Source organism: Curtobacterium subtropicum (genome assembly GCF_030362975.1).
GTDB classification, from domain to species: Bacteria; Actinomycetota; Actinomycetes; order Actinomycetales; family Microbacteriaceae; genus Curtobacterium; species Curtobacterium subtropicum.
In genome coordinates this window covers 63,994-88,413 of the sequence record NZ_JAUCMM010000011.1, presented here as the reverse complement: position 1 = coordinate 88,413, position 24,420 = coordinate 63,994, and the positions used below count along the sequence as shown (strand labels likewise).

Annotated in this window: 19 protein-coding genes; 5 read left to right on the top strand and 14 right to left on the bottom strand. The window is 72.4% G+C overall.

Annotated elements, in window-relative coordinates; translation table 11 throughout:
- Window positions 1-108: 108 nt before the first annotated feature.
- The gene (locus QUG98_RS14150) at window positions 109-1,272 is read right to left on the bottom strand and encodes a cysteine desulfurase family protein (protein WP_289471174.1); all 1,164 of its coding nucleotides are present in this window, start codon (window positions 1,270-1,272) and stop codon (window positions 109-111) included.
- Between the two features lie 61 nt (window positions 1,273-1,333).
- Between QUG98_RS14150 and glgX the strand changes: the two genes are divergently transcribed.
- The 3 genes from glgX (at window position 1,334) to glgB (ending at window position 8,145) form a co-directional block, all read left to right on the top strand.
- Window positions 1,334-3,400, top strand: coding sequence for a glycogen debranching protein GlgX (gene glgX, locus QUG98_RS14145; protein ID WP_289471173.1), 2,067 nt, complete (start codon window positions 1,334-1,336; stop codon window positions 3,398-3,400).
- A 153-nt stretch (window positions 3,401-3,553) separates the two neighbouring features.
- Window positions 3,554-5,554 (top strand): alpha-1,4-glucan--maltose-1-phosphate maltosyltransferase, encoded by a 2,001-nt coding sequence (locus QUG98_RS14140; protein ID WP_289471172.1) that lies wholly within the window; start codon window positions 3,554-3,556, stop codon window positions 5,552-5,554.
- Window positions 5,551-8,145 carry a 1,4-alpha-glucan branching protein GlgB gene (glgB, locus tag QUG98_RS14135; protein WP_289471171.1) on the top strand — a complete coding sequence of 865 codons (2,595 nt, stop codon included), beginning with the start codon at window positions 5,551-5,553 and terminating at the stop codon, window positions 8,143-8,145. Before QUG98_RS14140 ends, glgB begins: the two co-directional genes overlap by 4 nt.
- 291 nt (window positions 8,146-8,436) lie before the next feature.
- On the opposite strand, the gene QUG98_RS14130 is transcribed toward glgB, so the two are convergent.
- Window positions 8,437-9,456 (bottom strand): tetratricopeptide repeat protein, encoded by a 1,020-nt coding sequence (locus QUG98_RS14130; protein ID WP_289471170.1) that lies wholly within the window; start codon window positions 9,454-9,456, stop codon window positions 8,437-8,439.
- A complete protein-coding gene (locus QUG98_RS14125) occupies window positions 9,453-11,192 on the bottom strand; it encodes a DUF8094 domain-containing protein (protein ID WP_289471169.1) in 1,740 nt (579 codons plus the stop codon). The genes QUG98_RS14130 and QUG98_RS14125 overlap by 4 nt, the downstream gene beginning before the upstream one ends.
- A gap of 185 nt (window positions 11,193-11,377) precedes the next feature.
- On the opposite strand from QUG98_RS14125, the gene QUG98_RS14120 reads away from it, so the two are divergent.
- On the top strand, window positions 11,378-13,219 hold the full coding sequence (locus tag QUG98_RS14120; protein WP_289471168.1) for a coiled-coil domain-containing protein: 1,842 nt from the start codon (window positions 11,378-11,380) through the stop codon (window positions 13,217-13,219).
- A gap of 161 nt (window positions 13,220-13,380) precedes the next feature.
- Here QUG98_RS14120 and QUG98_RS14115 read toward each other — a convergent pair whose 3' ends face one another.
- The 10 genes from QUG98_RS14115 to QUG98_RS14070 all read right to left on the bottom strand — a co-directional run bounded on the left by QUG98_RS14115 (window position 13,381) and on the right by QUG98_RS14070 (window position 22,212).
- On the bottom strand, window positions 13,381-14,109 hold the full coding sequence (locus tag QUG98_RS14115; RefSeq protein WP_289471167.1) for an alpha/beta hydrolase: 729 nt from the start codon (window positions 14,107-14,109) through the stop codon (window positions 13,381-13,383).
- A complete protein-coding gene (locus QUG98_RS14110; RefSeq protein ID WP_058729973.1) occupies window positions 14,106-14,411 on the bottom strand; it encodes an Rv1322 family protein in 306 nt (101 codons plus the stop codon). Before QUG98_RS14110 ends, QUG98_RS14115 begins: the two co-directional genes overlap by 4 nt.
- 14 nt (window positions 14,412-14,425) lie before the next feature.
- The gene (locus QUG98_RS14105; protein WP_289471166.1) at window positions 14,426-15,406 is read right to left on the bottom strand and encodes an aggregation-promoting factor C-terminal-like domain-containing protein; all 981 of its coding nucleotides are present in this window, start codon (window positions 15,404-15,406) and stop codon (window positions 14,426-14,428) included.
- Window positions 15,407-15,466: 60 nt separating this feature from the next.
- Window positions 15,467-16,015 (bottom strand): DivIVA domain-containing protein, encoded by a 549-nt coding sequence (locus QUG98_RS14100; protein WP_289471165.1) that lies wholly within the window; start codon window positions 16,013-16,015, stop codon window positions 15,467-15,469.
- Between the two features lie 112 nt (window positions 16,016-16,127).
- A complete protein-coding gene (locus tag QUG98_RS14095; protein WP_289471164.1) occupies window positions 16,128-17,138 on the bottom strand; it encodes a phosphatidate cytidylyltransferase in 1,011 nt (336 codons plus the stop codon).
- A complete protein-coding gene (frr, locus tag QUG98_RS14090; RefSeq protein WP_058750599.1) occupies window positions 17,138-17,692 on the bottom strand; it encodes a ribosome recycling factor in 555 nt (184 codons plus the stop codon). Before frr ends, QUG98_RS14095 begins: the two co-directional genes overlap by 1 nt.
- Window positions 17,693-17,737: 45 nt before the next feature.
- Window positions 17,738-18,457, bottom strand: coding sequence for a UMP kinase (gene pyrH, locus QUG98_RS14085; RefSeq protein ID WP_289471163.1), 720 nt, complete (start codon window positions 18,455-18,457; stop codon window positions 17,738-17,740).
- A gap of 155 nt (window positions 18,458-18,612) precedes the next feature.
- Window positions 18,613-19,440 (bottom strand): translation elongation factor Ts, encoded by an 828-nt coding sequence (gene tsf / locus QUG98_RS14080; protein ID WP_058729968.1) that lies wholly within the window; start codon window positions 19,438-19,440, stop codon window positions 18,613-18,615.
- Between the two features lie 80 nt (window positions 19,441-19,520).
- Window positions 19,521-20,423, bottom strand: a complete 903-nt coding sequence (gene rpsB / locus QUG98_RS14075; protein WP_289471162.1) for a 30S ribosomal protein S2 — start codon at window positions 20,421-20,423, stop codon at window positions 19,521-19,523.
- Window positions 20,424-20,772: 349 nt separating this feature from the next.
- Complete coding sequence (locus QUG98_RS14070; RefSeq protein ID WP_289471161.1) at window positions 20,773-22,212, bottom strand: sugar porter family MFS transporter; 1,440 nt, start codon at window positions 22,210-22,212, stop codon at window positions 20,773-20,775.
- A 483-nt stretch (window positions 22,213-22,695) separates the two neighbouring features.
- Between QUG98_RS14070 and QUG98_RS14065 the strand changes: the two genes are divergently transcribed.
- Window positions 22,696-23,295 (top strand): M23 family metallopeptidase, encoded by a 600-nt coding sequence (locus QUG98_RS14065; RefSeq protein ID WP_289471160.1) that lies wholly within the window; start codon window positions 22,696-22,698, stop codon window positions 23,293-23,295.
- Between the two features lie 103 nt (window positions 23,296-23,398).
- Here the strand turns inward: QUG98_RS14065 and QUG98_RS14060 are convergent, their stop codons facing one another.
- Entirely contained in the window at window positions 23,399-24,412 is a 1,014-nt protein-coding gene (locus tag QUG98_RS14060; RefSeq protein ID WP_289471159.1) for a tyrosine recombinase XerC, read from the bottom strand.
- Window positions 24,413-24,420: the final 8 nt, after the last annotated feature.

Below are 24,420 nucleotides of genomic sequence, written 5' to 3'. Positions count from 1 at the left end.
CCGATCCTAGCGGCGCACGTCGTGCGCAGCCGACCGACGGACGGCCTGGAGGCCCGGTGCGGGTCCGCCCCGTCGGTCACGCGGCAGCGCGGACGCTCCGACGCTGGGTCACCGCCCGAGCGACGGCGCGCGGGACGCCATGCCCGCTCGGCTCGCACGAGCGACCGCGTCGGGCAGCGCCGCGAGGAAGGCGTCGACGTCGGCGTCGGTCGAGGTGTGCCCGAGCGTGATGCGGAGCGCACCGCGGGCATCGTCCTCGGTCAGGCCCATGCCGAGGAGCACGTGCGAGGCCTCGGGGACGCCGGCCTGGCACGCCGACCCGGTCGACACCGCGACCCCGGCCGCGTCGAGCAGGAACAGCAGCGAGTCCCCCTCGCACCCGGGGAAGGTGAAGTGGGCGTTGCCGGGCAGCCGGTCGACCGGATCGCCCATGAGCACGGCGGACGGCACCGCCTCGAGCACGCCGGCGACGAGTCGGTCGCGCAACCCCGAGGCGTCGTGGAGACCGGACGCCGCGGCCACGCCGAAGGCCGCTGCGGCCGGGGCGTCCTGCGTGCCGCTGCGGACCTGCCGCTGCTGACCCCCGCCGTGGATGAGCGGCTCGACGGTCGCACGGCGTCCGAGCACCAGTGCGCCGATGCCGACCGGTCCGCCGATCTTGTGCGCCGAGACGCTGAGCGCGTCGAGGCCGGAGGCCGCGAACGACACCGGCACCTGCCCGTAGGCCGCGACCGCGTCGCTGTGCACGGGCACGCCGGCGGCGTGCGCGGCCGCGACGATCCGCGTGACGGGCTGCAGGGTGCCGACCTCGTTGTTCGCCCAGAGGAACGTGACCAGCGCGACGTCCGAGGCATCGGCGAGCCGCGCCTCCAGACCGTCGAGGTCGACGCGACCCTGTGCGTCCAGCGGGACCACGTCGACGACGGCGCCCTCGTGGCGCTCGAGCCACTCGACCGTGTCGACGGTGGCGTGGTGCTCGCCGGCGGGCAGGACGATCCGCGGCCGGGGACGGTCCTGCTGCCGGGCCCAGAACAGGCCCTTGATCGCGAGGTTGATGCTCTCGGTGCCACCGGAGGTGAACACGACCTCGACCGGTTCGGCGTCGAGCGACCGGGCGACGGCTGCGCGGCCGTCCTCGAGCAGCATCTTCGCGCGCTGCCCGGCGCTGTGGATGGACGACGGGTTGCCCACCGTGGCGAGCGCTTCGGTGAAAGCGGCGAGCGCCGCGGGCAGGATGGGCGTCGTCGCCGCGTGGTCGAGGTAGACCGGCATGGAGCACGCTCCTTCCGTGTGCGTTCACAGGATACCCGCGGCCCCTCGTACCCTGGTCGTCATGCACCGCACCGCGATCGACGACACCCCCGGCTTCCGCCTCGGTGACGGCGCACCCCGGTTCTCGGTGCGCTCCGCCTCGGCGACGGCGGTGACCCTCGTGGTCGTCGACGGTGCCGGCGAGGAGACCCGGCACGTCCTGGCCCGGGTCGACGGCACGGACCGGTGGGCCACGGAGACACCGGGCGTGGGTCCCGGCGACCGCTACCACCTGCTCGTCGACGGCCCGCAGGGACCGCGCCACGAGTTCGACCCCGAGCGGCCGCTGCTCGACCCGTACGCGCGCGGCATCGTCCCGTGGAGCGCGGCGGGTGACAGCGGTGTCGTCGAGGGCGGCCCTCGGTGGACGGGCGTGGTGGTGGACGACGCGTTCGACTGGGGCGGCGTGCCGAAGCCGGACGTGGCCCTGGACCGGGCCGTCGTGTACGAGGCGAACGTCCGCACGCTGACCGCGGCGAACCCGGACGTCCCCGAGCACCTCCGAGGGACGTACGCCGGGGTGGCGCACCCCAGCACGATCGCGCACCTGCGGCGCATCGGGGTGACCACGGTCGAGTTGCTCCCCGTGCACGCCTTCGACACCGAGGCCTGGCTCCGCGACGCCGGACGGGAGAACGCGTGGGGCTACAACACCCTCGGGTTCTTCGCCCCGCACGCCGCGTACGCCTCGGCCGAGGCCCGGACCGCCGGCGCGTCCGCGGTGCTCCGCGAGTTCAAGGGCATGGTCCGGCTGCTGCACGAGGCCGGCATCCAGGTGCTCCTCGACGTGGTCTACAACCACACCGCCGAGGAGGGCCTCGGCGGGCCGACCAGCTCGCTCCGCGGGATCGACGGGGCGGACCGCTACCGCTGGACCGCCGACGACACCGCCTACTACGACACCACGGGCTGCGGGAACACCCTCGACACGTCGGTGGAGGCGACCGCCGACCTGGTCGTCGACAGCCTGCGCTACTGGGCACGCGAGGTGCAGGTCGACGGCTTCCGCTTCGACCTGATGGCGGCACTCGCCCGCAACGAGCACCACGTGTTCGACCCGGAGCACCCGCTGCTCGAGCGCATCCGACGGCACCCGGACCTGCAGGACGTCCTGATCGTCGCCGAGCCGTGGGACGTCGGGCCGGACGGGTGGCGGACGGGCGCCTTCGGCGTCGGGACGAGCGAGTGGAACGACGGGTTCCGGAACACCGTCCGGCAGTTCTGGCTCACCGACATCGCCGAGGAGCGCCGGAACGGCACCCCGACGACCGGGATCGGGGCACTCGCCGGGGCGTTGACCGGCTCCCGGCACCTGTTCGACGCGTCGCGGGGGCCGCTCGCCGGCGTGAACTTCGTCACGGCCCACGACGGGTTCACGTTGCTCGACCTGGTGTCGTACGACCGCAAGCACAACCTGGCGAACGGCGAGGACGACCGCGACGGCTCGAACGACAACCGGTCCTTCAACCACGGGATCGAGGGCGACACCGCGGACCGTGGCGTCCGGGCAGCACGGGGCCGGTCCATGCGGAACCTCGTCGGCACCCTGATGCTCTCCGCCGGCGTGCCGATGCTCACCGCGGGCGACGAGCGCAGTCGGACGCAGCACGGCAACAACAACGCCTACGTCGTGTCCGACGACCTGACCCCCGTCGACTGGACCGACGACGAGGACGCCGAGGCCATGACCGAGGCCGTCGCGGCGCTCGCACGGCTCCGTACGGCGCACCCGGCGCTCCGACCGACCCGCTTCGGGGTGGAGGGACGTGAGACACCGGGTGCCTCGCGGATGGCCTGGTACGGGCCGGACGGGCAGGCGATGACGTCCGAGGGGTGGGACCAGCCGATCCACCGGGTCGTGCAGTACTTCGTCGAGTCGACGCCGGAGCACGAACCGTTCGACCGGGTGCTCGTCGTCGTGCACGGCAGCGGGCGGACGCGGGACCTGACGCTGCCCGCACGCCAGGACGTGCTCGGCTACCGGCTGGCGTGGTCGAGCGAGAAGCACCGGGACCACGAGCGGCTCCGCCCGGGTGGCCAGGTCTTCACGGCGTACGGCCCGGGCATCCACGTGTTCGAGGTGGCGTAGGGCGCGGCCCTCCCGCTCGCTCGGTGCTGGCGGCCTGCCGCTGGCGCCTCCGCTGGTCGGACTCCTCCTGCACAGGCCGCCGGACGCGCCCGACACTGCACTGGGAACGCGTTCCGGGGAACGTGGACGCTCCGGCCGGGTAGCGTCGCCTCCGTGGCCACCGCAGATCGACCCCGCCGACCGAAGATCGGACGCATCCCGATCACCCAGCTCGCGCCGACGACCCCGAACGGGTTCCCGGGCAAGGCGTTCGACGGCGAGGTGATCACGTTCGGCGCGACCGTCTTCCGCGAGGGCCACGGCATCATCGGCGCCGACCTCGTGCTCGAACGCCCCGACGGCGGCACGCGCACGGTCCCGATGCTGCTCGGCGCCCCCGGGACCGACCGGTACGAGGCGACCGTGCAGGTCGACCACGTCGGCGTGTGGACGTGGCACGTCGAGTCCTTCTCCGACGACTGGGCGACGTGGCTGCACGCCGCCCGGCTGAAGATCGCCGCCGGCGTCGACACCGAGGCGACGCTCCTCGACGGCGCCGCCCTGCTCGACCGACTCGCGGCCGAGACGGACTCGAGCGCCGCCGTCCGCGCCGCCGAGCAGCTGCGTGACACCGACCTCGAGCCGACGGAGCGCCTGGCAGCCGTCGACGACCCCCGCATCACGGGCGAGGTCGAGGACTCCCCCCTGACCTCGCTCCGGACGCACTCCCCCACGCAGCTCCTCGACGTCGAGCGGCAGCGTGCGGGTGTCGGCGCCTGGTACGAGTTCTTCCCCCGCAGCGAAGGGGCGAAGAAGAACCCCGACGGCTCGTGGAAGAGCGGCGACTTCCGCACCGCCGCCCGACGCCTGCCGGCCGTGGCACGCATGGGCTTCGACGTGGTCTACCTCCCCCCGATCCACCCGATCGGCACCACCGCCCGCAAGGGACCGAACAACACCCTGACCCCCGGCCCGCACGACCCGGGCAGCCCGTGGGCGATCGGCGCTCCCGAGGGCGGGCACGACGCGATCCACCCCGACCTCGGCACCGAGGACGACTTCCGCGACTTCGTCGAGACGGCGAAGAACAGCGGGATGGAGGTCGCCCTCGACTTCGCGCTCCAGTGCTCCCCCGACCACCCCTGGGTCGAGCAGCACCCGGAGTGGTTCACGGTCCGCGCGGACGGGTCGATCGCCACGGCCGAGAACCCGCCGAAGCGGTACCAGGACATCTACCCGATCCAGTTCGACAGCGATCCGGAGGGCATCGTCGCCGAGGTCCTGCGGGTCCTCGAGCACTGGATCGCGTTCGGCATCCGCATCTTCCGCGTCGACAACCCGCACACCAAGCCGCTCTGGTTCTGGGAGCGCGTCATCCGAGAGGTCCGCGACCAGCACCCGGACACCGTGTTCCTCGCCGAGGCGTTCACCCGTCCGGCGATGATGCGTGCACTGGCCGAGGCCGGGTTCCAGCAGTCCTACACGTACTTCACGTGGCGGAACACAAAGGAGGAGATCGAGGAGTACTTCTCGGAGCTCAGCCACGAGACGAGCGCGTACCTGCGTCCGAACCTCTTCGTCAACACGCCGGACATCCTGACCGAGTACCTGCAGTTCGGTGGCCGCGCCGGCTACAAGGTGCGCGCCGCGCTCGCCGCGACCGGGGCGCCGACCTGGGGCATGTACGCCGGCTACGAGCTCTTCGAGGACGTCGCCCGTCCAGGCTCCGAGGAGAACATCGACAACGAGAAGTACGAGTACAAGCCGCGCGACTTCGCCCTGGCCGAGGCCGAGGGCGCGAGCCTCGCCCCGTACGTCACGATGCTCAACCGCTTCCGACAGGCGCACCCCGCGCTGCGGCAGCTCCGGAACCTGCACGTGCACGACGCCGAGGACCCGGCGATCGTCGTCTACTCGAAGCACCTGTCCGGGGAGTTCATCCGCTCCGGCCGAGCGGACACCGTGATCGTCGTCGCCAACGTCGACCCGCACTCCGTCCGCGAGACCACCGTGCACCTGGACCTCGCCGCGCTCGGCCTGCCGAACGAGCAGCCGTTCGTGGTCCGCGACGTCGTCACCGGCCAGCGCTGGGAGTGGGGCTCGTCGAACTACGTCCGCCTCGACGCCTTCCAGGAGCCGGTGCACCTGCTCGTGGTGGAAGGACCCGTCCGATGACCGACCGCGACCCGAAGGGGACCCCGCCGATGGGCTCCGACCGTCCCACCCCCGCCACGCCGGACCGAGGCCAGGGGCCGAGCGTCCCACCGGTGCCGCCGCCCCCGCCGCCCGTGACCCGCACGCGCGCGCCGGGTGCCGTGCCGCCCGTCGACGAGCCGACTCCGCGCTACGAGCCCCGTGTCTCGGCACCGCACGAGGACCTGCCCGGCGCGGCGCCGGTGGCGGAGGAGACACCGGACCGCGGTGTCCCCGAGTCGGCGACGCTCGCCGGTGCCGCTCGCGACGACGCCCCGGCACCGACGGCGCCTGCGGCCGCAAGCGCGCCGGATGCTCCAGCGGCCACGAGCGCACCGGGCGTCCCGGCGGCCAGCGCTCCTGCCGGGACGACGAGCACCGCCTCGTCGTCGACGGTCGCTCCCCGTCCGGCACCGGTCGAGGACTGGCTCCGTCAGCAGGTCGCCGAGGGCCGCTGGTCCCAGCCGCACGACGTGCTCGGGCCGCACCCGGTCGACGGCGGCACGAGCGTGCGGGTGGTCCGCCACCTCGCTTCCGCCGTCCGCATCGTCCGCCCCGACGGTGACGACGTCGAACTCACCCACGAGGGCGACGGCCTCTGGGCGGGCGCCACGACCGGCACGCTCGGACGCTACCGGGTCGAGGCCGACTACGACCTCGACGAGTCCTCCGACGCCGACGACGCGACGTGGACCACGGACGACGCCTACCGCTTCGCACCGACCATCGGCGAGCTCGACCTCCACCTGTTCGGCGAGGGCCGCGACGAGCAGCTCTGGCAGCACCTCGGCGCCCACGTCCGCACCGTCGACGGTGTGGACGGTGTCGCCTTCACCGTCTGGGCGCCGCGGGCCACCGCGGTCCGCGTGATCGGCGACTTCGAGGGCTGGGAGGGCCGCACCACCGCGATGCGCCGCCTGAACGACCTCGGCGTGTGGGAGCTCTTCTGGCCCGGCGCCCTCGTCGGCCAGCGGTACAAGTTCCAGATCCTCACCGACTCGGGCTGGGTCGAGCGGGCGGACCCGTTCGCCCGTCGGACCGAGGTCCCGCCGGCGACCGCGTCCGTCATCACCGCTTCCGACCACACCTGGTCGGCCGGCGACACCGCTTGGATGGAGCGCCGGGCGCAGACGACGACCCACGACGCACCGATGAGCGTCTACGAGGTGCACCTCGGGTCATGGCGCCCGGGGCTGTCCTACCGCGAGGCGGCCGACCAGCTCATCGGGCACGTGCAGCACCTCGGGTTCACCCACGTCGAGTTCCTGCCGCTCGCCGAGCACCCGTTCGGCGGTTCGTGGGGCTACCAGGTCACCGGGTACTACTCCCCGACCGCCCGATTCGGCACGCCGGACGACCTGCGGTACCTCATCGACCGCCTGCACTCCGCCGGCATCGGCGTGATCATGGACTGGGTGCCCGGCCACTTCCCGAAGGACGAGTGGGCGCTCGCGAAGTTCGACGGCTACGCACTCTTCGAGCACCCGGACCCGCGCCGCGGCGAGCAGCTCGACTGGGGCACCTTCGTGTTCGACTTCGGGCACCCGCAGGTCCGCAACTTCCTGGTGGCGAACGCGCTGTACTGGCTCGAGGAGTTCCACATCGACGGCCTCCGGGTCGACGCGGTGGCCTCGATGCTCTACCTCGACTACTCCCGGACCGAGTGGCTGCCGAACATCCACGGCGGTCGCGAGAACCTCGAGGCGATCTCGTTCCTGCAGGAGACGAACGCCACGGCGTACAAGCGCTACCCCGGCATCGTGATGATCGCCGAGGAGAGCACCTCGTGGCCGGGGGTCACCCAGCCGACGAGCGCCGGCGGCCTCGGGTTCGGCCAGAAGTGGAACATGGGGTGGATGCACGACTCGCTGCAGTACGTCGAGCGTGACCCTGCCTACCGCGCGTACCACCACGACGAGATCACGTTCTCGCTCGTCTACGCCTTCAGCGAGCAGTTCACCCTGCCGATCAGCCACGACGAGGTCGTGCACGGCAAGGGCTCGCTCTACGGCAAGATGCCCGGCGACGAGTGGCAGAAGCTCGCGAACGTGCGGGCCTACCTCGCGTTCATGTGGGCGCACCCCGGCAAGCAGCTGCTGTTCATGGGCCAGGAGTTCGCCCAGCCGTCCGAGTGGTCCGAGGCCCGCGGGCTCGACTGGTGGCTGCTCGACGATCCCGGACACCTCGGTGTGCAGGACCTCGTGGCGGCGCTGAACCGCGTGTACAAGGAGACCCCGGCGCTCTGGACGCACGACTCCTCCCCCGAGGGCTTCGAGTGGATCGAGGGCGGTGACGCCCCGCACTCCACGCTCGGGTTCCTCCGGAAGGACGGCGACGACAAGCTCGCGGTCTTCGTGAACTTCTCCGGTGTCCCCGTCGAGCGGCGCTTCGGGTTGCCCGCGGCCGGCACCTGGCACGAGGTCCTGAACACCGACGCCGCGGAGTACGGCGGTTCCGGTGTGGGGAACATGGGCGCGGTCACGGCCGAGGAGACGCCGTGGGCCGGGCGCCCGGCGTCGGCGCACCTGGTGGTCCCGCCGCTCGGTGCGGTCTGGCTGCGGCTGGCCGACTGACCCGGCCCCGGGTCGCGCCCCGAGACGGTCGTGACCGCCAGACGGACGGGAGGCCCGGTGCCAGCTGGCACCGGGCCTCCCGTCCGTCATCGGCTCCGGCCGAGCCTGCGGCCGCCCCCGACGACGCGAGGCGCCCCGGAGCACGCGAGACGCCCCCGTTCCCGGGGGCGTCTCGCGGTCCTCAGGGCGTCTCGCACGCACGCCGGCGTCGCGCACACACCGGCGAGCCGCGCAGACACGGGCGTCCCGCACACACACGGGCGTGCCGCGCCCGCGGGAGCACCCTCCGCGTCAGTACAGCGCGCTCGCCAACCGGCGTCGTGCCGCGACCACACGCGGGTCGTCGACCCCGATCAGTTCGAAGTACTCGACGAGCCGGACACGCAGCGCCTCACGCTCCGCCCCGAACACCGTCGGCACCAGGTCGAGCAGCCGACCGAAGGCGTCCTCGACGTGGCCGCCGCTGACGTCCAGGTCGGCGACGGCCATCTGCGCCTCGACGTCCTGCGGCGCGGCGGCCGCAGCGCTGCGGAGCTCGTCGGCCGTGCGCCCGTTCAGGCGGTCGAGCAACGACACCTGCGCGAGCCCGGCGACGGCCATCTGGTCGTTCGGGTCCTGCGCGATCGCCGTCCGGTACTCCTGTACGGCTGCGGCGTAGTCGCCGCGCTCGATCGCGTCGTAGGCGGCCTGGTGGTGCGGGAGCAACGGCTCAGGCTCCGGCTCGCCCTGGGGCTCTGCGGCGGCACCGTCGACCGTGACCCGGCCGGTCACACCGTTCTGCTCGGCGGCGGCGACGATCTGCTCGAACACGTCACGCACCTGCGCCTCGGGCAGCGCGCCGACGAAGAGCCCGAGCGGGCGCCCGCCGATGACGGCTGCGACGGTCGGGATCGACTGCGCCTGGAAGGCCTGCACGAGCTGCGGGTTCGTGTCGGCGTCGACCTTGGCGAGCACCACGCGACCGTCGTACTCGGCCGTGAGCCGCTCGAGGATCGGCGACAGCTGCTTGCACGGCCCGCACCACTCCGCCCAGATGTCGACGATCACCGGGACGACCGACGACAGCTGCAGGACGTCCTGGAAGGTCTGGTCGGTGACGTCGATGACGAGCGACGGGACGGTCAGGTCACCCTCGGGACCGGGACCGGCCGCCGGGACGCCGCCGTGCGCAGCAGCCGGTGCTGTGGCTGCAGCGCCCTGGTCGCCGGCGGGAGCACCACCGGGCTGTGCCGGCCGCTGTGCGCGGTCGACGAGGGACGACAGGTCGACGGCTCCGCGGAGACCGGACGGGGTCGGGGGGACGTTGGTCATTGCACCTCACTCGCTGCGGTCAGGCCCTGTGTGAACCCGAGCAGGACCACCTTCTCATCACTGCCGACCGGCGGCACGGAGAACAGGAGTTGGACGCTGTACGTCGCGCTGATCCCCTTCGTGCTCGAGTCGACGCCGGAGAGGGCCTTGACCGCTCCCTCGGTGTTCACCTCGGCGCCGGCCGCGGTCGGCGTCACCTTCTCGATCTCGTCGAGCGACGCCGACACGAGCGCACCCGCGCCGTCCGTCGCGATCGCGACCGGACTGTCGTCGGGCACCTCGGACGAGTACTCGATCTTCGCGGTGTCCGGCAGCGATTCGGCCTTCTTGTCCTTGTAGGCCTTGCCGATGGTCGAGCGGAGCCCGTCACCGTCGGAGGCGAACAGCGACGCCGAGGTGCTCTCGGAGTCCTTCGCCAGGACGTCGCCGTACGCCGCAGCGATGTCGTCCGGCGCGATGCGCAGGAGCTTGGTGTCACCGGCGAGCCGTGCTGCACCGACCGATGTCGGGGCGAGGCTCGGGATCTCCGCCGCCGCCTCGAGCGACACGTCGTAGGCGACCTTGTAGTCGTCGCGAGCGCTGTCCTGCACCAGGGTGAGGGCCTGCGGCGCGGTCTTCGCCGAGCAGTCCTCGGCGACGACGGTGAAGATCGTGCGCGGCCAGGAGTCGGTCTGCTGCGGCAGCGCGACGCACACCTCGCCCGCGGAGATCGCCGGCGGCGCGCCGACGTCGGCGTCCTTCTCGCGGATCGCGTAGTTGGCCTTGCGGAAGTCGAGCGCGGCCCCGGTGAAGCGGGACTCGAGCACCGAGGTGTCCCGGTCGGCGTCGGCCTTCGCGGCGACGTCGGCGACCCGCTCGACGATGCGGCGGATCTGCTGCTCGGTCGCCGCGGTGGGCTCGGTCGAGTCCGCGGCACCCGTGGCCGAGGCGGTCGGGGTCGGGGTCGCACCGGAGCCCCCGCCCTGCGGCCAGTAGTCCGACGAGCACCCGGCCAGGCCGAGGGCCCCGACCAGCACGATCGGCACGGCGACCAGCGAACGACGGCCGCGACGGCCGCGCGCCGGCACCTGCGCGCCCGCGGCGGCAGCACGTCGAGAGGCCCGCACGCGCGGCGGACGCGTCCCACCGCTCCGACGTCGCGGTCCGCGACCACGGCGCTGGTGCAGGAAGGCCCAGACGAGCAGTGCGACACCGCCGGCCAGGAAGAGCCCGCCGGCGACGAGGAGCGGTCCCACGGACGGCGTCGCGGTGTCGCGCGGCCAGGTCACCGACACGTCGGTCGGCGCGGCGTCCGACCCGTCGGCGAGCACGACGACGGAGACGTCCGCGGGCAGGCGCACGGTGAACTGCCCCGCGCCGTCCCACTCCTGGTACCAGAGGTCGCTCCCCTTCGGGTCGGGCACCGAGTCCCCGGAGCCGGTCGTGCGTCCGACCAGGCGGTCCTGCTCGGCGTCGAAGCGCAGCGTGGTGTGCTTCGCGTCACCGATCCACGCGTCGACGTCGGCGGTCTTGCCGTAGGCGGCGAACACCCTGCCGGACCCGGCGACGTTGATGCGCTGGTAGCCGGGGTTCGCGGTGAGCGTCGACCCCGGGATCACGGTCACCGGAGCGGACGCCGTGCTCGACGACTGCGCGACGAGCGACGACGGTGGGGCGAACACGGTGCGCTGCCCGACCGCGAGACCGACGAGCAGCAGACCGATGACGAAACTGACGATCGCCAGGACGAATCGCACGGATCTTCTCCCTACCGCGCCGGGGGTGGGGGGATCGGCGCGCGAATCAGCGCTCCAGGATAGCGAGGCACCCTGGACGTCGCATCCCCCGGCGCTGTCCACCGGCTCAGTCGACGCCACGAGGCCGCCACTAGACTCGTCCGCGGGCCAAGGGCTGGCCCTCCGCCGACCCCCAGGAGCAACACGTGGCGAACGACGAGGCCGAGTTCGGGACCGAGCTGCGCGGGTACCGCCGCGACGAGGTGGACCGCTCGGTGAACGAGCTCCGCCGGGAGCTCATCAAGTCGAACACCGACCGCGCCGAGGCCGCGAAGGAGATCCGCCTCCTCCAGGCTCGCGTCGCCGACCTCCAGGGTGAGCTCGACGAGGCCGGCACCCCGACCTACAGCGGTCTCGGCACCCGCCTCGAGTCGACCCTCCGCGTCGCCGAGGAGCAGTCCACCCGGCTGATCAGCCAGGCCGACATCGACGCCCAACGGCTCCGTGCTTCGAGCCGCAACGAGGCCGAGCGCCTGCTGCGCGAAGCCCGACAGGAGGCCTCCGAGACCCTCGAGGACGCCCGGTCGCGCGCCACCGACGAACTGACCCGCGCCCGTGCCGAGTCCTCGGACACGATCGAGCGTGCCCGCGCCGAGGCCGGCCTGCTCACGCAGGACGCCCGCAACGAGGCCGCGGCCGTCCGCGGTGCCGCCGTCACCGAGGCGGCCGAGGTCCGGTCCGTCGCCATCCGCGAGACCGACGCGCTGCGTGCCCGGGTCGAGCGCGAGGCGGCCGAGCTCCGCGAGGACGCACAGCGCGCCGCCGCGGACGCCCGTCGTGCCGCCGCCGACCTGGACCGCGAGACGGAGCACCGCCGCAGCGTCTTCGAGGCCGAGCACGCCCGCCGCACCGAGGACCTCGACCGCGAGGAGACGACGCGTCGCGCCGAGCTCGACCGCGAGCTCGCCGAGGGCCGTGCGGCGTGGGAGCGCGAGCGCGACGGGCAGCGACGTGCGCACGAGCTCGCGCTCGAGACCGGCCGGGCCGAGCTCGAGTCCGAGCTGGAGCGTGGTCGCGCCGCGCTCGAGGCAGAGACCAGCGACCGCCGACGCGAGCTCGACGCCGAGCTCGGTGCCGCCCGTGCACGGTGGGAGCGCGAGGCCGCCGAGGCCCGTGCCGCCCTCGACCAGGAGCTCGAGGCCGCCCGCGCCCAGCTGCGGGTCGACGAGGAGCAGACCCGCGCCGAGAACGCCCGGCTCGTCGAGGAGACCACGGCACGCATCGCCGCGGAGCTCGAGGAGCACCGCGCCCGGATCGAGCGTGAGCGCACCGAGGCCGACGCCGCGGCCGAGCGCGCCGTGCGCGAGCACACCGACGAGCTCGCCGCCCGCCGCGAACGCGAGCACGCCGAGGTCGACACCGAGATCGCGGACCGTCGCACGGCGGAGCTCGCCGACCTCGAGGCGGAGCGCACCGCGTTGCAGCAGGAGGTCGCCACGGTCCGTGCTGACCTGGCGAAGGAGCAGGACGAGGTGCGCGCGGCGATCGCCCGCGAACGGGACGAGGCCCACGCCACGCTCGAGTCGGAACTCGCCGCACGCCGCGACGACGCCGAGCAGGACTACCTGCAGAAGCACCACGAGACGGTGACCGAGACGCAGAAGTACCTCGACGAGGCGAACCTCCAGCTCGCCGAGGCCACCCGCCGCGCGTCCGAGGCCCGGGAGCGTGCGGAGCGACTCCAGCAGGAGGCCGACGACCTCGAGCGCACGAGCACGGCGCAGGCGCAGGAGCGCGCCCGCACGATCGTCAGCGACGCGCAGGAGCGCGTCCACCGCATGATCGCCGAGGCCGAGGAGCGGACCGCCGCGGTCGTCGCGGAGTCCGAGGACCGGCTCGCCGCCATCCGCACCGAGCGCGACGCGGTCGCCGGGTACCTGGAGAACCTGCGCGGCGTGCTCACGCACGCGACCGGCCTGTTCGACGCCCCGCCGTCGGCCGGGCGACCGGCGGACGACGACGTGGACGAGGACGCCACCACCCGCTGACGACGGCCCGCGGACCGGCGACCCGGCCTGGAGGCGCACCACGCGCCTCCAGGCCCGGTCGCGTCGTCCGCGGTGTCGGGTGTCGTCCGCGGTGTCGGGCGTCGTCCACCGTGTCCCGGTGGGACGCGCCGCGCTGCTCGGCACGGACCGTCGGCGGGTGGTCAGTCCGCGAGGTGCGTGGGCAGCGGTGCGCTGCCCGGGACGACCAGGTCCGCGACGGCGTCGAGCACCGTCCGCACGTACCGCTCCCCCACCCACAGGTGCTTCGCGCCGGCGACCGGCACCACGCGCACGTTCGGCGCGACGGCGAAGCGTCGTGCCGCCTCGTCCGGCTGCAGGAAGTCGTCGTGCTCGGGGACCAGGGCGACGACGGGGACGTCCACGTCCGCCCATCGGCGGAGTTCGTCGTCCGTCGTCCGGTGCAGCGGGGGCGACAGCAGGACCACGCCGGCGACGGTACCGGCCGCCACGTGCTCGAGCCCGTGCTTGAGCGCGACCTCGGTGCCGAACGACCAGCCCAGCAGCCAGGGGGTGGGCAGGCCTCGCTCGACGGTCTCGTGCACGGCGGCCCGCAGGTCGAAGCCCTCGGACTCGCCGTCGCCGAACACACCCTCCGAGGTACCCCGCGGCGACGTGACCGAGCGGAAGTTGAAGCGGAGGACGGCGATGTCGGCCAGGGCGGGCAGTCGCGCCGCGGCCTTCTTGAGCACGTGCGAGTCCATGAAGCCCTGCGCCGTCGGCAGCGGGTGGAGCGTCACGAGCGTGCCCCGCGCGGGCCGGTCGAGCGGCTCGGCGAGTTCCCCGACGAGGGTGAGGTGGTCGTCCGTGACCAGCTCGACGTCGGTCCGCCGTGCGGGCAGCTCGGTGTTCGAGCGGATCTCCGTGCTCATGCGATGCTCCAGCAGTGGTTGTGCCAGTGTCGGCGCGACGCCAGGTCGGCCTCGTCCCCGAGCACGCCGTCAGCACGCCAGACCACGACGTGCGCGACCCCGGGCAGCACCGCGAGCCCGCAGCCCGGGCACACGTACTCCTTCTGCGCGGACGCCGCGGACACCGGTTGCACGGTGAAGGTCCGACCTCGACGGACCTCGGTCCGCTTCCACGAACTCATCAGCCGGTCGAGGCCGGTCTCGTCCTCGATCGGCTCGGGACCACGGCCGCGGGGTCGCCGCGGCCGGTTGCTGCGCGGCACCCCGGTACTGCCGATCAGTACCAGTTGTAGGACTGGCTGTGTCCCCACGCGCCGCACGGGGTGCCGTACACGCCGGAGATGTAGTTGAGTCCCCAGGTGATCTGCGTCGCCGGGTTCGTCTGCCAGTCCGCACCGGCGGTCGCCATCTTGCGGCCGGGGAGCGCCTGCGGGATGCCGTACGCGCCGCTCGGGTTGTACGCGTTCACGCGCCAGCCCGACTCCTTGTTCCACAGCGAGACCAGGCAGTTGAACTGCTCGCTGCCCCACCCGCGTGCGGCGACCATCTGCTGCGCGATCGCCTGCGCGCTGCCGGGGTTCGGCGTGGCGGCCGTCGCGGCGAGGGTGTTCGACGGCGTGACGGCCTTGTTCTTCGTGTCGGTGCCGGCCTGGTCGTCCGTCTCAGCCGGCTGCTCGACGACCACGGGCTTCGGGAGCGTGACGCCGTAGCCGTCGCGCGTCACGTCGAACGCGGCGTAGGTGCCGTGCGCGGTGTACTGCTGCGGCTCGACCGGCGCCTTGACGAGCACCGGGGCGACGACGGCGGCCTGGGCCACGTCGGGCTGCATCGGGTTGAAGAGCGAGCCACCGACGAAGCCGAACACGGCGAAGAAGGACAGCGTGGGGATCGTCGCGCGTCGGCGCATGAAGGAGTTGAGCGTCCGGGCGGCCTTCGGCTTCGCCGGTGCGGCGACGGCACGGCGCTGCTGGACGATGCGCGGGTCGGTGACACCCGTGGGCGCGATCGGCCCGCGGACGAGGACCGGTCCGGTCGCGTCCCGAGCGGCGGTCTGGGCGACCGGCGTCGGAGCCGTCGCGGGTGCGCCCGGCGGGGTCGACGGGAGTGCCGCCGTCTCGACCCGCGGGGTCGCGTGGAGCACCGAGTGCCCCGTCGTGCGGAGTCGGTCGCGTGCCGCGCGGCGCTCACCGACGACCGGACGGTCGAGGTGCTCGCGGGTACCGCGGTCGGAGCTGGAGTCTGCCGTGTGCCTGCCCATGAGTAGGAACAGGATAACGGAACGGTCACGGGATGAGAAGCACCCGCGACCAGCGCGTCGTCAGCGGACGGCGAGCATGACCTCGACGACGGCGTCGAGCAGTGCGTCGACCTGCGCCTCGCGGTAGCCGCCGTGCTTCGGCCGGAACACCACCGACCGGACCTCGGTCAGGCTCAGCGGCTTGCCGTCGCGGAAGTACCCGGCGAGCCGCTCGGCGAAGGCATCGACGTCCTTGGGGTGGTAGCCGGTGCCGAGCGGGCTGGTGCGGGCGAACCGCTGTCCGGCCGGGCGTTCGAGCCGTGCGACGACGTCCGAGGCCTTGGAGCGGGCCTCGGCGTACCAGGCCTTCTGCCCCACGTCGGCGATCTCCCGCTCACGCTCACGGGCGGCGAAGGCGTCCTCGAGCCGCTCGAGTGCAGCGTCCACGTGCGCCGTGGAGTACCCGCCCTTGCGCATCGAGAACGCGGTCGCGCGGATCTTCGCGGCCTCGATGCCCGGCGCGGTGTCGCCCGACGTGTACGCACGACGGGCGTCCTCGAGGAACCGCTCGACCTCGTCGACGTCGTACCCGAGGGACTTGCGGTCTGCGGAGGGGAAGGTGGTGGCCACGGCGACATTCTGCCAGCACCGGACCATGGTGCCAGCTGGACGCGCGGCCGCGGCGCTGGCCGCGGTCTCAGTGCTCGCCGACTCGGTGCACGACGGATCAGTACCGACGGTCTCAGTGCACGACGACGAGGAACAGCACGTACGCGACGGCGGCGGACGGCAGGATGCTGTCGATCCGGTCGAGCAGGCCGCCGTGCCCCGGCAGGAACGACGAGATGTCCTTGATGCCGAGGTCGCGCTTGATCATCGACTCGGTCAGGTCACCGAGCGTGGCCGACCCCGAGATGAGCACACCGAGCACGATGCCCGTCCACCACGGCAGGCCGAGCATGAGCCAGGTCACGATGATCCCGACCAGGATGCTCGCCGCGACGGACCCGGCGAACCCCTCCCACGTCTTCTTCGGGCTGATGCGCGGTGCCATCGGGTGCTTGCCGAGGTTCAGCCCGGTCGCGTACGCCCCCGTGTCGACGGCGACGACCACGAGGATGAACGCGATCACCCACAGCTCACCCCGGGGCTGCGCGGAGAGCAGCACGATGCACGCACCGAGCAGCGTGATGTACGCCTGCACGAAGAGCCCGTTCGTCAGGTCGCGGACGACGTGCCCGGCCGGGGGCCTCTCACGCGTGAGCGCGACCTCGACGAGCCGCCACACCGCGATGAGGACGATGCCGCCGATGAGCGCGAAGAGCGCCGCCACCTGACCGCCGAGGAACGCCGCCGGCACCATGCCGACCGCCGCCAGGACGCTCGGGACGCGCGGCACGTCGCGACCCGCGAAGCGCATCGCACTCGCGAGCTCGTACACCGCGACGCCGAGCAGGAACGCCGCGACGACCATGAACGCCGGCTTCCAGATGAGGAGGGCGGCGAGCATCACGACCGCGAACGCCAGGGCGATGGCGATCGCGGCCGGCAGGTTCCGACCCGTCCGGGCGGTCAGTGCCTCGTTGCGCGCGCCGAACTCCGCCTTGCGCTGCTTGAGCTGCGCTTCGAAGTCGGCGCGCGCCGCGCGGGCACGGGCGTCGAAGTCCTGTCGGAGCCCCTTCCTCGCAGAGGGGACCGGTTCCGGCGGGCGCGGTTCTGTGGGGCGATCGCCGCCCGGCTCGGGGAGACGCATCAGACCTCGAGGAGTTCGGCTTCCTTCTTCTTCAGCGCGTCGTCGATCTGGTCGACGTGCTTCTTCGTCAGGGTCTCGAGGTCCTTGTCACCGCGGGCGATCTCGTCGTCGGAGATCTCGCCCTTCAGGGCGTCGAGGTCGTCCTTCGCGCGGCGACGGATGTTCCGGATGACGACCTTGTGGTCCTCGCCCTTGCCGCGCACGAGCTTCACGAACTCCTTGCGGCGGTCCTGCGTGAGCTCCGGGATCGTCACGCGGACGATCTCGCCGTCGTTCGACGGGCTGGCACCGAGGTTCGGGAACGTCGCGATCGCGCGCTCGATCTCCTTGAGCGCCGACTTGTCGTACGGCGTGACGATGAGCGTGCGCGCCTCGGGCGTCTGGAGCGACGCGAGCTGCGCGAGCGGCGTCGGGGTGCCGTAGTAGTCGACCGGGATCTTCTGGAAGAGTGCGGCGTTGATGCGTCCGGTACGGACGGTCGCGAAGTCGTCCTTGGCGACGTCGACGGCCTTCGCCATCTTCTCGGTGGCTTCGGTCAGGACATCACTGATCACGGTGGTTCTCCTTCGGTACTGCGTCGAGTCTAGTCAGCGTGCGGGTCAGTTGCTGACGACGGTGCCGATCCGCTCCCCGCGGATCGCTGCAGCGACGTTGCCCTCGCCCTCCATGCCGAAGACGTGCATCGGCATGCCGTTGTCCATGCAGAGCGAGAACGCGGTGGCGTCGACGACCTTGAGGCCCTGCAGCAGCGCGTCCTGGTAGGTGACGTGGTGCAGCTTCTCGGCGGTGGCGTCCTTCTTCGGGTCGGCGGTGTACACGCCGTCCACGCCGTTCTTGGCGACGAGCACCTCGTGCGCGTCGATCTCGAGCGCGCGCTGCGCCGCGACCGTGTCGGTCGAGAAGTACGGCAGGCCGGCCCCGGCACCGAAGATGACGATGCGGTCCTTCTCGAGGTGACGCTCGGCACGCCGCGGGATGTACGGCTCGGCGACCTGGGTCATGCTGATCGCGGACTGCACCCGCGTCGCCGCACCGGCCTGCTCGAGGAAGTCCTGGAGCGCGAGCGCGTTCATCACCGTGCCGAGCATGCCCATGTAGTCGGCACGACCGCGGTCCATGCCGCGCTGCGAGAGCTCCGCCCCGCGGAAGAAGTTGCCGCCGCCGACCACGATGGCCACCTCGACGTCCTGCGCGGCCTGCGCGATCTCCTTGGCGATGGTGCTGATGACGTCGGGGTTCACCCCGAGGGACCCGGCCCCGAACGCCTCCCCCGACAGCTTCAGCAGGACCCGGCGGCGTCCGGTCTTCTCGTTCGTCATGTGGCGCACCCTTCGTCGAATGTCTCGTGGGAATCTACCCGGCCGCAGCCGGTCCGGCGGAGGAGGTCGTGCCTCCAGGCCGGGTCCGCGCGTGTCGCAGCGCGCAGAAAACGGGGCCCGGAACCGATGTGGTTCCGAGCCCCGTCACGGGTTCGTTACGCGCCGACCTTGACGCGGGCGAAGCCCTGGATCGTCAGACCCGCGTTCTCGGCGGCCTTCGCGACGGACAGCTTGTTGTCCTTCGCGTAGTCCTGCTCGAGGAGCGCGACCTGCTTGCGGTACGCGTTGAGGCGACCCTCGACGATCTTCGGCAGGGCGGCCTCCGGCTTGCCCTCCTCGCGCGTGATCGCCTCGACGGTCGCGCGCTCCTTCTCGATGGCCTCGGCCGGGATCTCGTCGCGGGTCAGGTACGTCGGGTTCGCGAACGCGACGTGCTGCGCGATCGAACGCGCCTCGGCGGCGTCGGAGCCCGCGTAGGCGATGACGACGGCGATCTGCGGCGGCAGGTCCTGGCTGGTCTTGTGCAGGTAGACCTCGAAGGCGTCGCCCTCGACCCGGACGACCGTGCGCAGCGCGAGCTTCTCGCCCAGCGCGGCGGCGGCCTCGTCGATCGCCTCGGCGACCGTCTTGCCGTCGAGCGGCGCGGCGTTGCCGGCCTCGACGTCGGACGCACCGGCGGCGGCGACCGCGGCGACGACCTTGTCGGCGAGGGTGGTGAACTTCTCGTTCTTCGCGACGAAATCGGTCTCGCTCGCGAGCTCGACGACGGTGGCGGCGCCACCCTCGGTCGTCGCGACGACGACACCCTCGGAGGTCGCACGGTCGTCACGCTTGGCGACGGCCTTCGCGCCCTTGATGCGGAGCAGCTCGACGGCCTTGTCGTAGTCGCCGTCGGCCTCGACGAGCGCGTTCTTCGCGTCCATCATGCCGGCCCCGAGGTCCTCACGGAGCTTCTTCACGTCAGCAAGGCTGTAGTTGGCCATTGACTGGAGTCCTTTCTGGACTGTGGTGGTGGGGAGAGAAGGAAGGGGCGCCGAGCCGACCGGCCCGGCGCCCCCACTGGTCACTCGGCGGGGGTGGTCTCCGACGCGGCCGCGGCCTCGGCCGTCGGCTCCGCGTTCTTGTCACCCTCGGCGATCGGCTCACCGATCTCCTTGGCGGCGACCTGCGCGTCGGCGTCGTTCTCCTCGACGGTCGCGCCCTCGCCCTGGGTCTGGCCGGCGAGGAGCTCCTGCTCCCACTCGGCCAGCGGCTCGGCCGCTTCCTCGTCGCCACCGTTGTGGCGGGTCTTCAGGCCCTCGGCCGCGGCGTCGGCGACGATGCGGGTCAGGAGACCGACGGAGCGGATCGCGTCGTCGTTGCCCGGGATCGGGTACGTGATCTCGTCGGGGTCGCAGTTGGTGTCGAGGATGCCGATGACCGGGATCCCGAGCTTCTGCGCCTCGTCGATCGCGAGGTGCTCCTTCTTGGTGTCGACGACCCAGAGCGCGCTCGGGGTCCGCGTGAGGTTGCGGATACCACCGAGGGTCTTGTGGAGCTTGTCCAGCTCGCGCTTCTTGATGAGGAGCTCCTTCTTGGTGAAGCCCTTCGTCGTGTCGTCGAAGTCGATCTCCTCGAGCTCCTTCATGCGCGCGAGGCGCTTGGAGACCGTCTGGAAGTTCGTGAGCAGACCGCCGAGCCAACGCTGGTTGACGTACGGCTGGCCGACGCGGGTCGCCTGCTCGGCGATGGAGCCCTGCGCCTGCTTCTTGGTGCCCACGAAGAGGATCGTGCCGCCGTGCGCGACCGTCTCCTTGACGAAGTCGTACGCACGGTCGATGTAGGCCAGCGACTGCTGCAGGTCGATGATGTGGATGCCCGAGCGCTCGGCGAGGATGAAGCGCTTCACCTTCGGGTTCCACCGACGGGTCTGGTGTCCGAAGTGGACGCCGCTGTCGAGCAGCTGGCGGATGGTGACGACGGCCATGCCGTCCCTCCTTGTTCTCGGCGCACGGCTCGTCGGCCGCGCGCACGGTTGCGGTTGTGTCGGTCACGACCGGTGGTCGTGACCCCTGGCGCCCTGCCCGCACGGCCGCCCGCTCGCGAGAGCAGGACCGGTGGCCGCGTGACGCGTCGTCGAAGAACGCTGTCGTTCGACGGTCGCAGTGGACGCGCGAAGTCAGCGCGCCGGAGCGCGCTGCGGTGGCAATGCTAGCAGGTCCAGACGCCCCACCGACGCAGGCCGGGGAGGAGACCGTGGACGCACGGGAGGCGGGGGGGGGGGGGGGCCCCCCCCCCCCCCCGCCTCCCGTCAGGTGGTGGCGTCCGGTGAACGCCTACTTGGCGGAGACCGTGTCGCCCTCGGCCGTGATGCCCATCTCCTCGAGGGAGCGGCCCTTCGTCTCCGGGATCTTCGCGATGACGAAGAACAGCGAGAGCAGGGCGAACAGCGCGTAGATGCCGTACGTGACCGTCAGGTTGAAGCCGGACAGGACCGGGAAGGAGATCGTGACGAGGAAGTTCGCGACCCAGTTGGCGGCCGAGCCGACACCGAGCGCGGTCGCGCGGATGCGGTTCGGGAACATCTCGCCGAGCAGGACCCACATGAGCGGACCCCAGGTGGCGCCGAACGACACGACGAACAGGTTCGCGAAGATCAGCGCGATGATGCCCCACGAGCCGGGCAGGCTCGGGGCGCCGTCGACGATGGTGGCCTGCGAGAACGCGATCGCGACCATGGTCAGCGAGACGAACATGCCCGTCGAACCGGCGACGAGCAGCGGCTTCCGACCGAGCTTGTCCACCGTGAAGATCGCGATGAACGTGACCGCCACGTTGACCACCGAGGTGATCGTCGAGATGAGGAACGAGTCGCTCTCCTTGAACCCGACGGCCTGCCAGAGCGTCGTCGAGTAGTAGAAGATCACGTTGATGCCGACGAACTGCTGCAGCACGGCGAGGATGATGCCGACCCAGACGATGGGCTGCAGGCCGAAGCGGTTGCCGCGGATGGAGCCCTTCTTCTCGTTCGCTTCCTTCTTGATGCCGTCCTGGATCTCCTCCAGGCTCGTGTTCACGGTGTCGCGCGGCACGATCTTGCCCATCACGTCGCGGGCGTCGTCGGTGCGGCCCTTGGAGAGCAGGAAGCGCGGGGACTCCGGGAGCGTGATCGCGAGCACGCCGTAGACGACCGACGGCACGACGCCGACCAGGAACATCCAGCGCCAGGCGGCGAGGCCGAGGACCTGCTCGGAGGCGCCGCCGGCGGTCACCGCGAAGATCTGGTCGGAGAGCAGCGCGGCGAAGATGCCGAGCGTGATGGCGAGCTGCTGGAACGACGCCAGACGGCCGCGGATCGCCTTCGGGGAGACCTCGGAGATGTACGCGGGGGCGATGACCGACGCGGTACCGATGCCGAGGCCGCCGACCAGACGCCAGATGACGAGGTCCCAGGTCGCGAACGCGAAGGCCGAGCCGATCGAGCTCACGAAGAACAGCACCGCGGCCCAGAACATGACGCGGGTGCGGCCCCACCGGTCGGCCAGGCGGCCGGCGAAGTAGGCACCGAAGGCACAGCCGATGAGCGCGGAGGCGACCGCGAAGCCGCTGGCGGCCTCGGACAGGCCGAACTCGCCCTTGATCGCGTCGACGGCTCCGTTGATGACGGAGGAGTCGAATCCGAAGAGGAAGCCGCCGACTGCCGCCGCGATGGCGAACAGGGTGACCTTCCCCTTGAACGCACGGTCCTCGCCGTGCTGGGTGGACGTGTTCGACACGGTGCTCCAGGTTTCTTGCCGCCGTGCTGGGTGGCGCACGGTGCCCCGGCGGTCGGCTGGTTCGCCGTCCGAGCGGCGTTGCGTGTTCCGGAGCGGCCCCGACTGTACTCGCTGGCGGCTCGCGGGGCACATCGGGGCGCGGCGGTGGCGCGGCGGGGCGCTGGGTCGCGCGGTCGGGCGGCGCAGCGGGGCGCTGGGTCGGGCGGCGGGGCGCTGGGTCGCGCGGTCGGGCGGCGCGGCGGGGCGCTGGGTCGCGCGGTCGGGTGGCGTGGTCGGGTGGCGTGGTTGCGTGATCGCGCGCGGTCTTCGACGTTGCGCGTGTCGATCGACGCGCGCTGTGTCGCGTTCGACGGTCGGGTCGGACACGAGCGCGGCGCCGCACTGATCACGGACGTTCCTGCACAGTCCGGGCGGCAGCGGCCACCGTCCCCAGGTCGGCCCACCGGCACCCGCGCGCCCGGCCGGTTCCGTCACGCTCGACACATGCGCCGGTCACCGCTCCTCCCCCGCCGGCAGGTCGGCTTCCTCGTCCTGCTGGTCGCACTCGTCGTCGCGCTCGTCGGCCCGCTGCTGCCGGCGCGACCGGCGGCCGTCGGGGCCGGGACGGTCCGGGCGGGGACGGTCCGGGCGGCGGGACCGGTCGCCGCCGAGGACGACCTGGCGTCCCCGTGGGTGTGGCCGACGGGGACCCACGAGGTCGTCCGACCATGGGAGGCACCCGCGGACGAGTACGCGGCGGGCCATCGCGGCATCGACCTGGCAGCGCCCCTCGGGGCGCCCACGGTCGCGGTGGCGGACGGCACGGTGTCCTTCGCCGGACAGGTCGCCGGTCGCGGGGTCGTGACGATCGACCACGGCGACGGCCTCGTGAGCACGCTGGACTCGGTCGAGCCCTCGGTGTCGACGGGCGAGACGGTCCAGCAGGGCGCGGCGGTCGGGGTCGTCGCCGTCGGCCACTGTCCCGTGACGGACCCGTGCGTGCACCTCGGCGCCAGGGTCGACGGTCGGTACGTCGATCCGCTGCCGTTCCTGCCACCGGCTGCCTGGCCGGTGCTGCTCCCCGAGTCGGCGTGGCCGGGGTGACCCGCGGCGACGGTTCCCGGCTGCCGTGAGCCGTGAGCCGTGAGCCGTGAGCCGTGAGCCGTGAGCCGTGAGCCGTGAGCCGTGAGCCGTGAGCCGACGATGGTCAGGCGCGGGGGTGCGCCGTCCGGTACACCTCGCGGAGACGCGCCGACGACACGTGCGTGTACACCTGCGTCGTCCCGAGGCTCGCGTGCCCGAGGAGTTCCTGCACGGCGCGGAGGTCTGCTCCCCCGTCGAGCAGGTGCGTGGCCGCGGTGTGCCGGAAGGTGTGCGGCCCGCTCGGCCCCGCACCGGGCAGGTCCGCGAGCGCCCGCGCGACCACGCGGTACACGCTCCGGACGCCGAGCCGGCCGCCCCGATCACCGAGGAACAGCGCGTCGTCAGCGGCTCGGGCGGCTCCGGCGGTCGCGCCGACTCGAGCGGCGCCGGCCGCGCGAGCAGTCCCGTCTGCTCCAGCGCTCCCGGCAGTCCCGGCGGCTCGCGCCGCCAAGGCCGGGCGTCCACGGTCGAGCCACGCCTCGAGCGCGTCCCGTGCCGGGACCCCGAAGGGCACCACGCGCTCCTTGCCACCCTTGCCGAGCACCCGGACGGTCAGTCGTGAACGGTCGAGGTCGTCGACGTCGATGCCGACGAGTTCGCTGACCCGGATGCCCGCGGCGTAGAGCAGCTCGACGACCGCCAGGTCCCGCAGCGCCCCGGGGTCGTCCGTCTCCGCGCGGGCGGCGAGTCCGTCGAGCACCGTCCGGACCTGGTCCGTCGAGACGACCCGCGGCAGGTGTCCGGCCCCCTTCGGCGCGCGGAGCCGCACGGCCGTGTCGGTGTCGAGCAGTCCGCTCTCGCTCGCCCAGCGGGTGAAGGCGCGGACCGAGGACGACCGGCGGGCGATGGTCGACCGGGCGAGCCCCCGCTGGTCGGCGTCCCAGAGCCAGTCACGCAGGACCTCGAGACCGAGGCCGCGGGCGGCGTCGATCCCCCGCTCGGCGGCGAACTGCACGAGCTGGTCGAGATCGTTCGCGTAGGCGCGCACGGTCTGCTCGCTGAGGCCGCGTGCGCCACGGACGTGGTCGAGGAACGACTCCACCACCGCCACGAGCCGTCCGTCTGTCTGCGCCTCCACGACCCCAG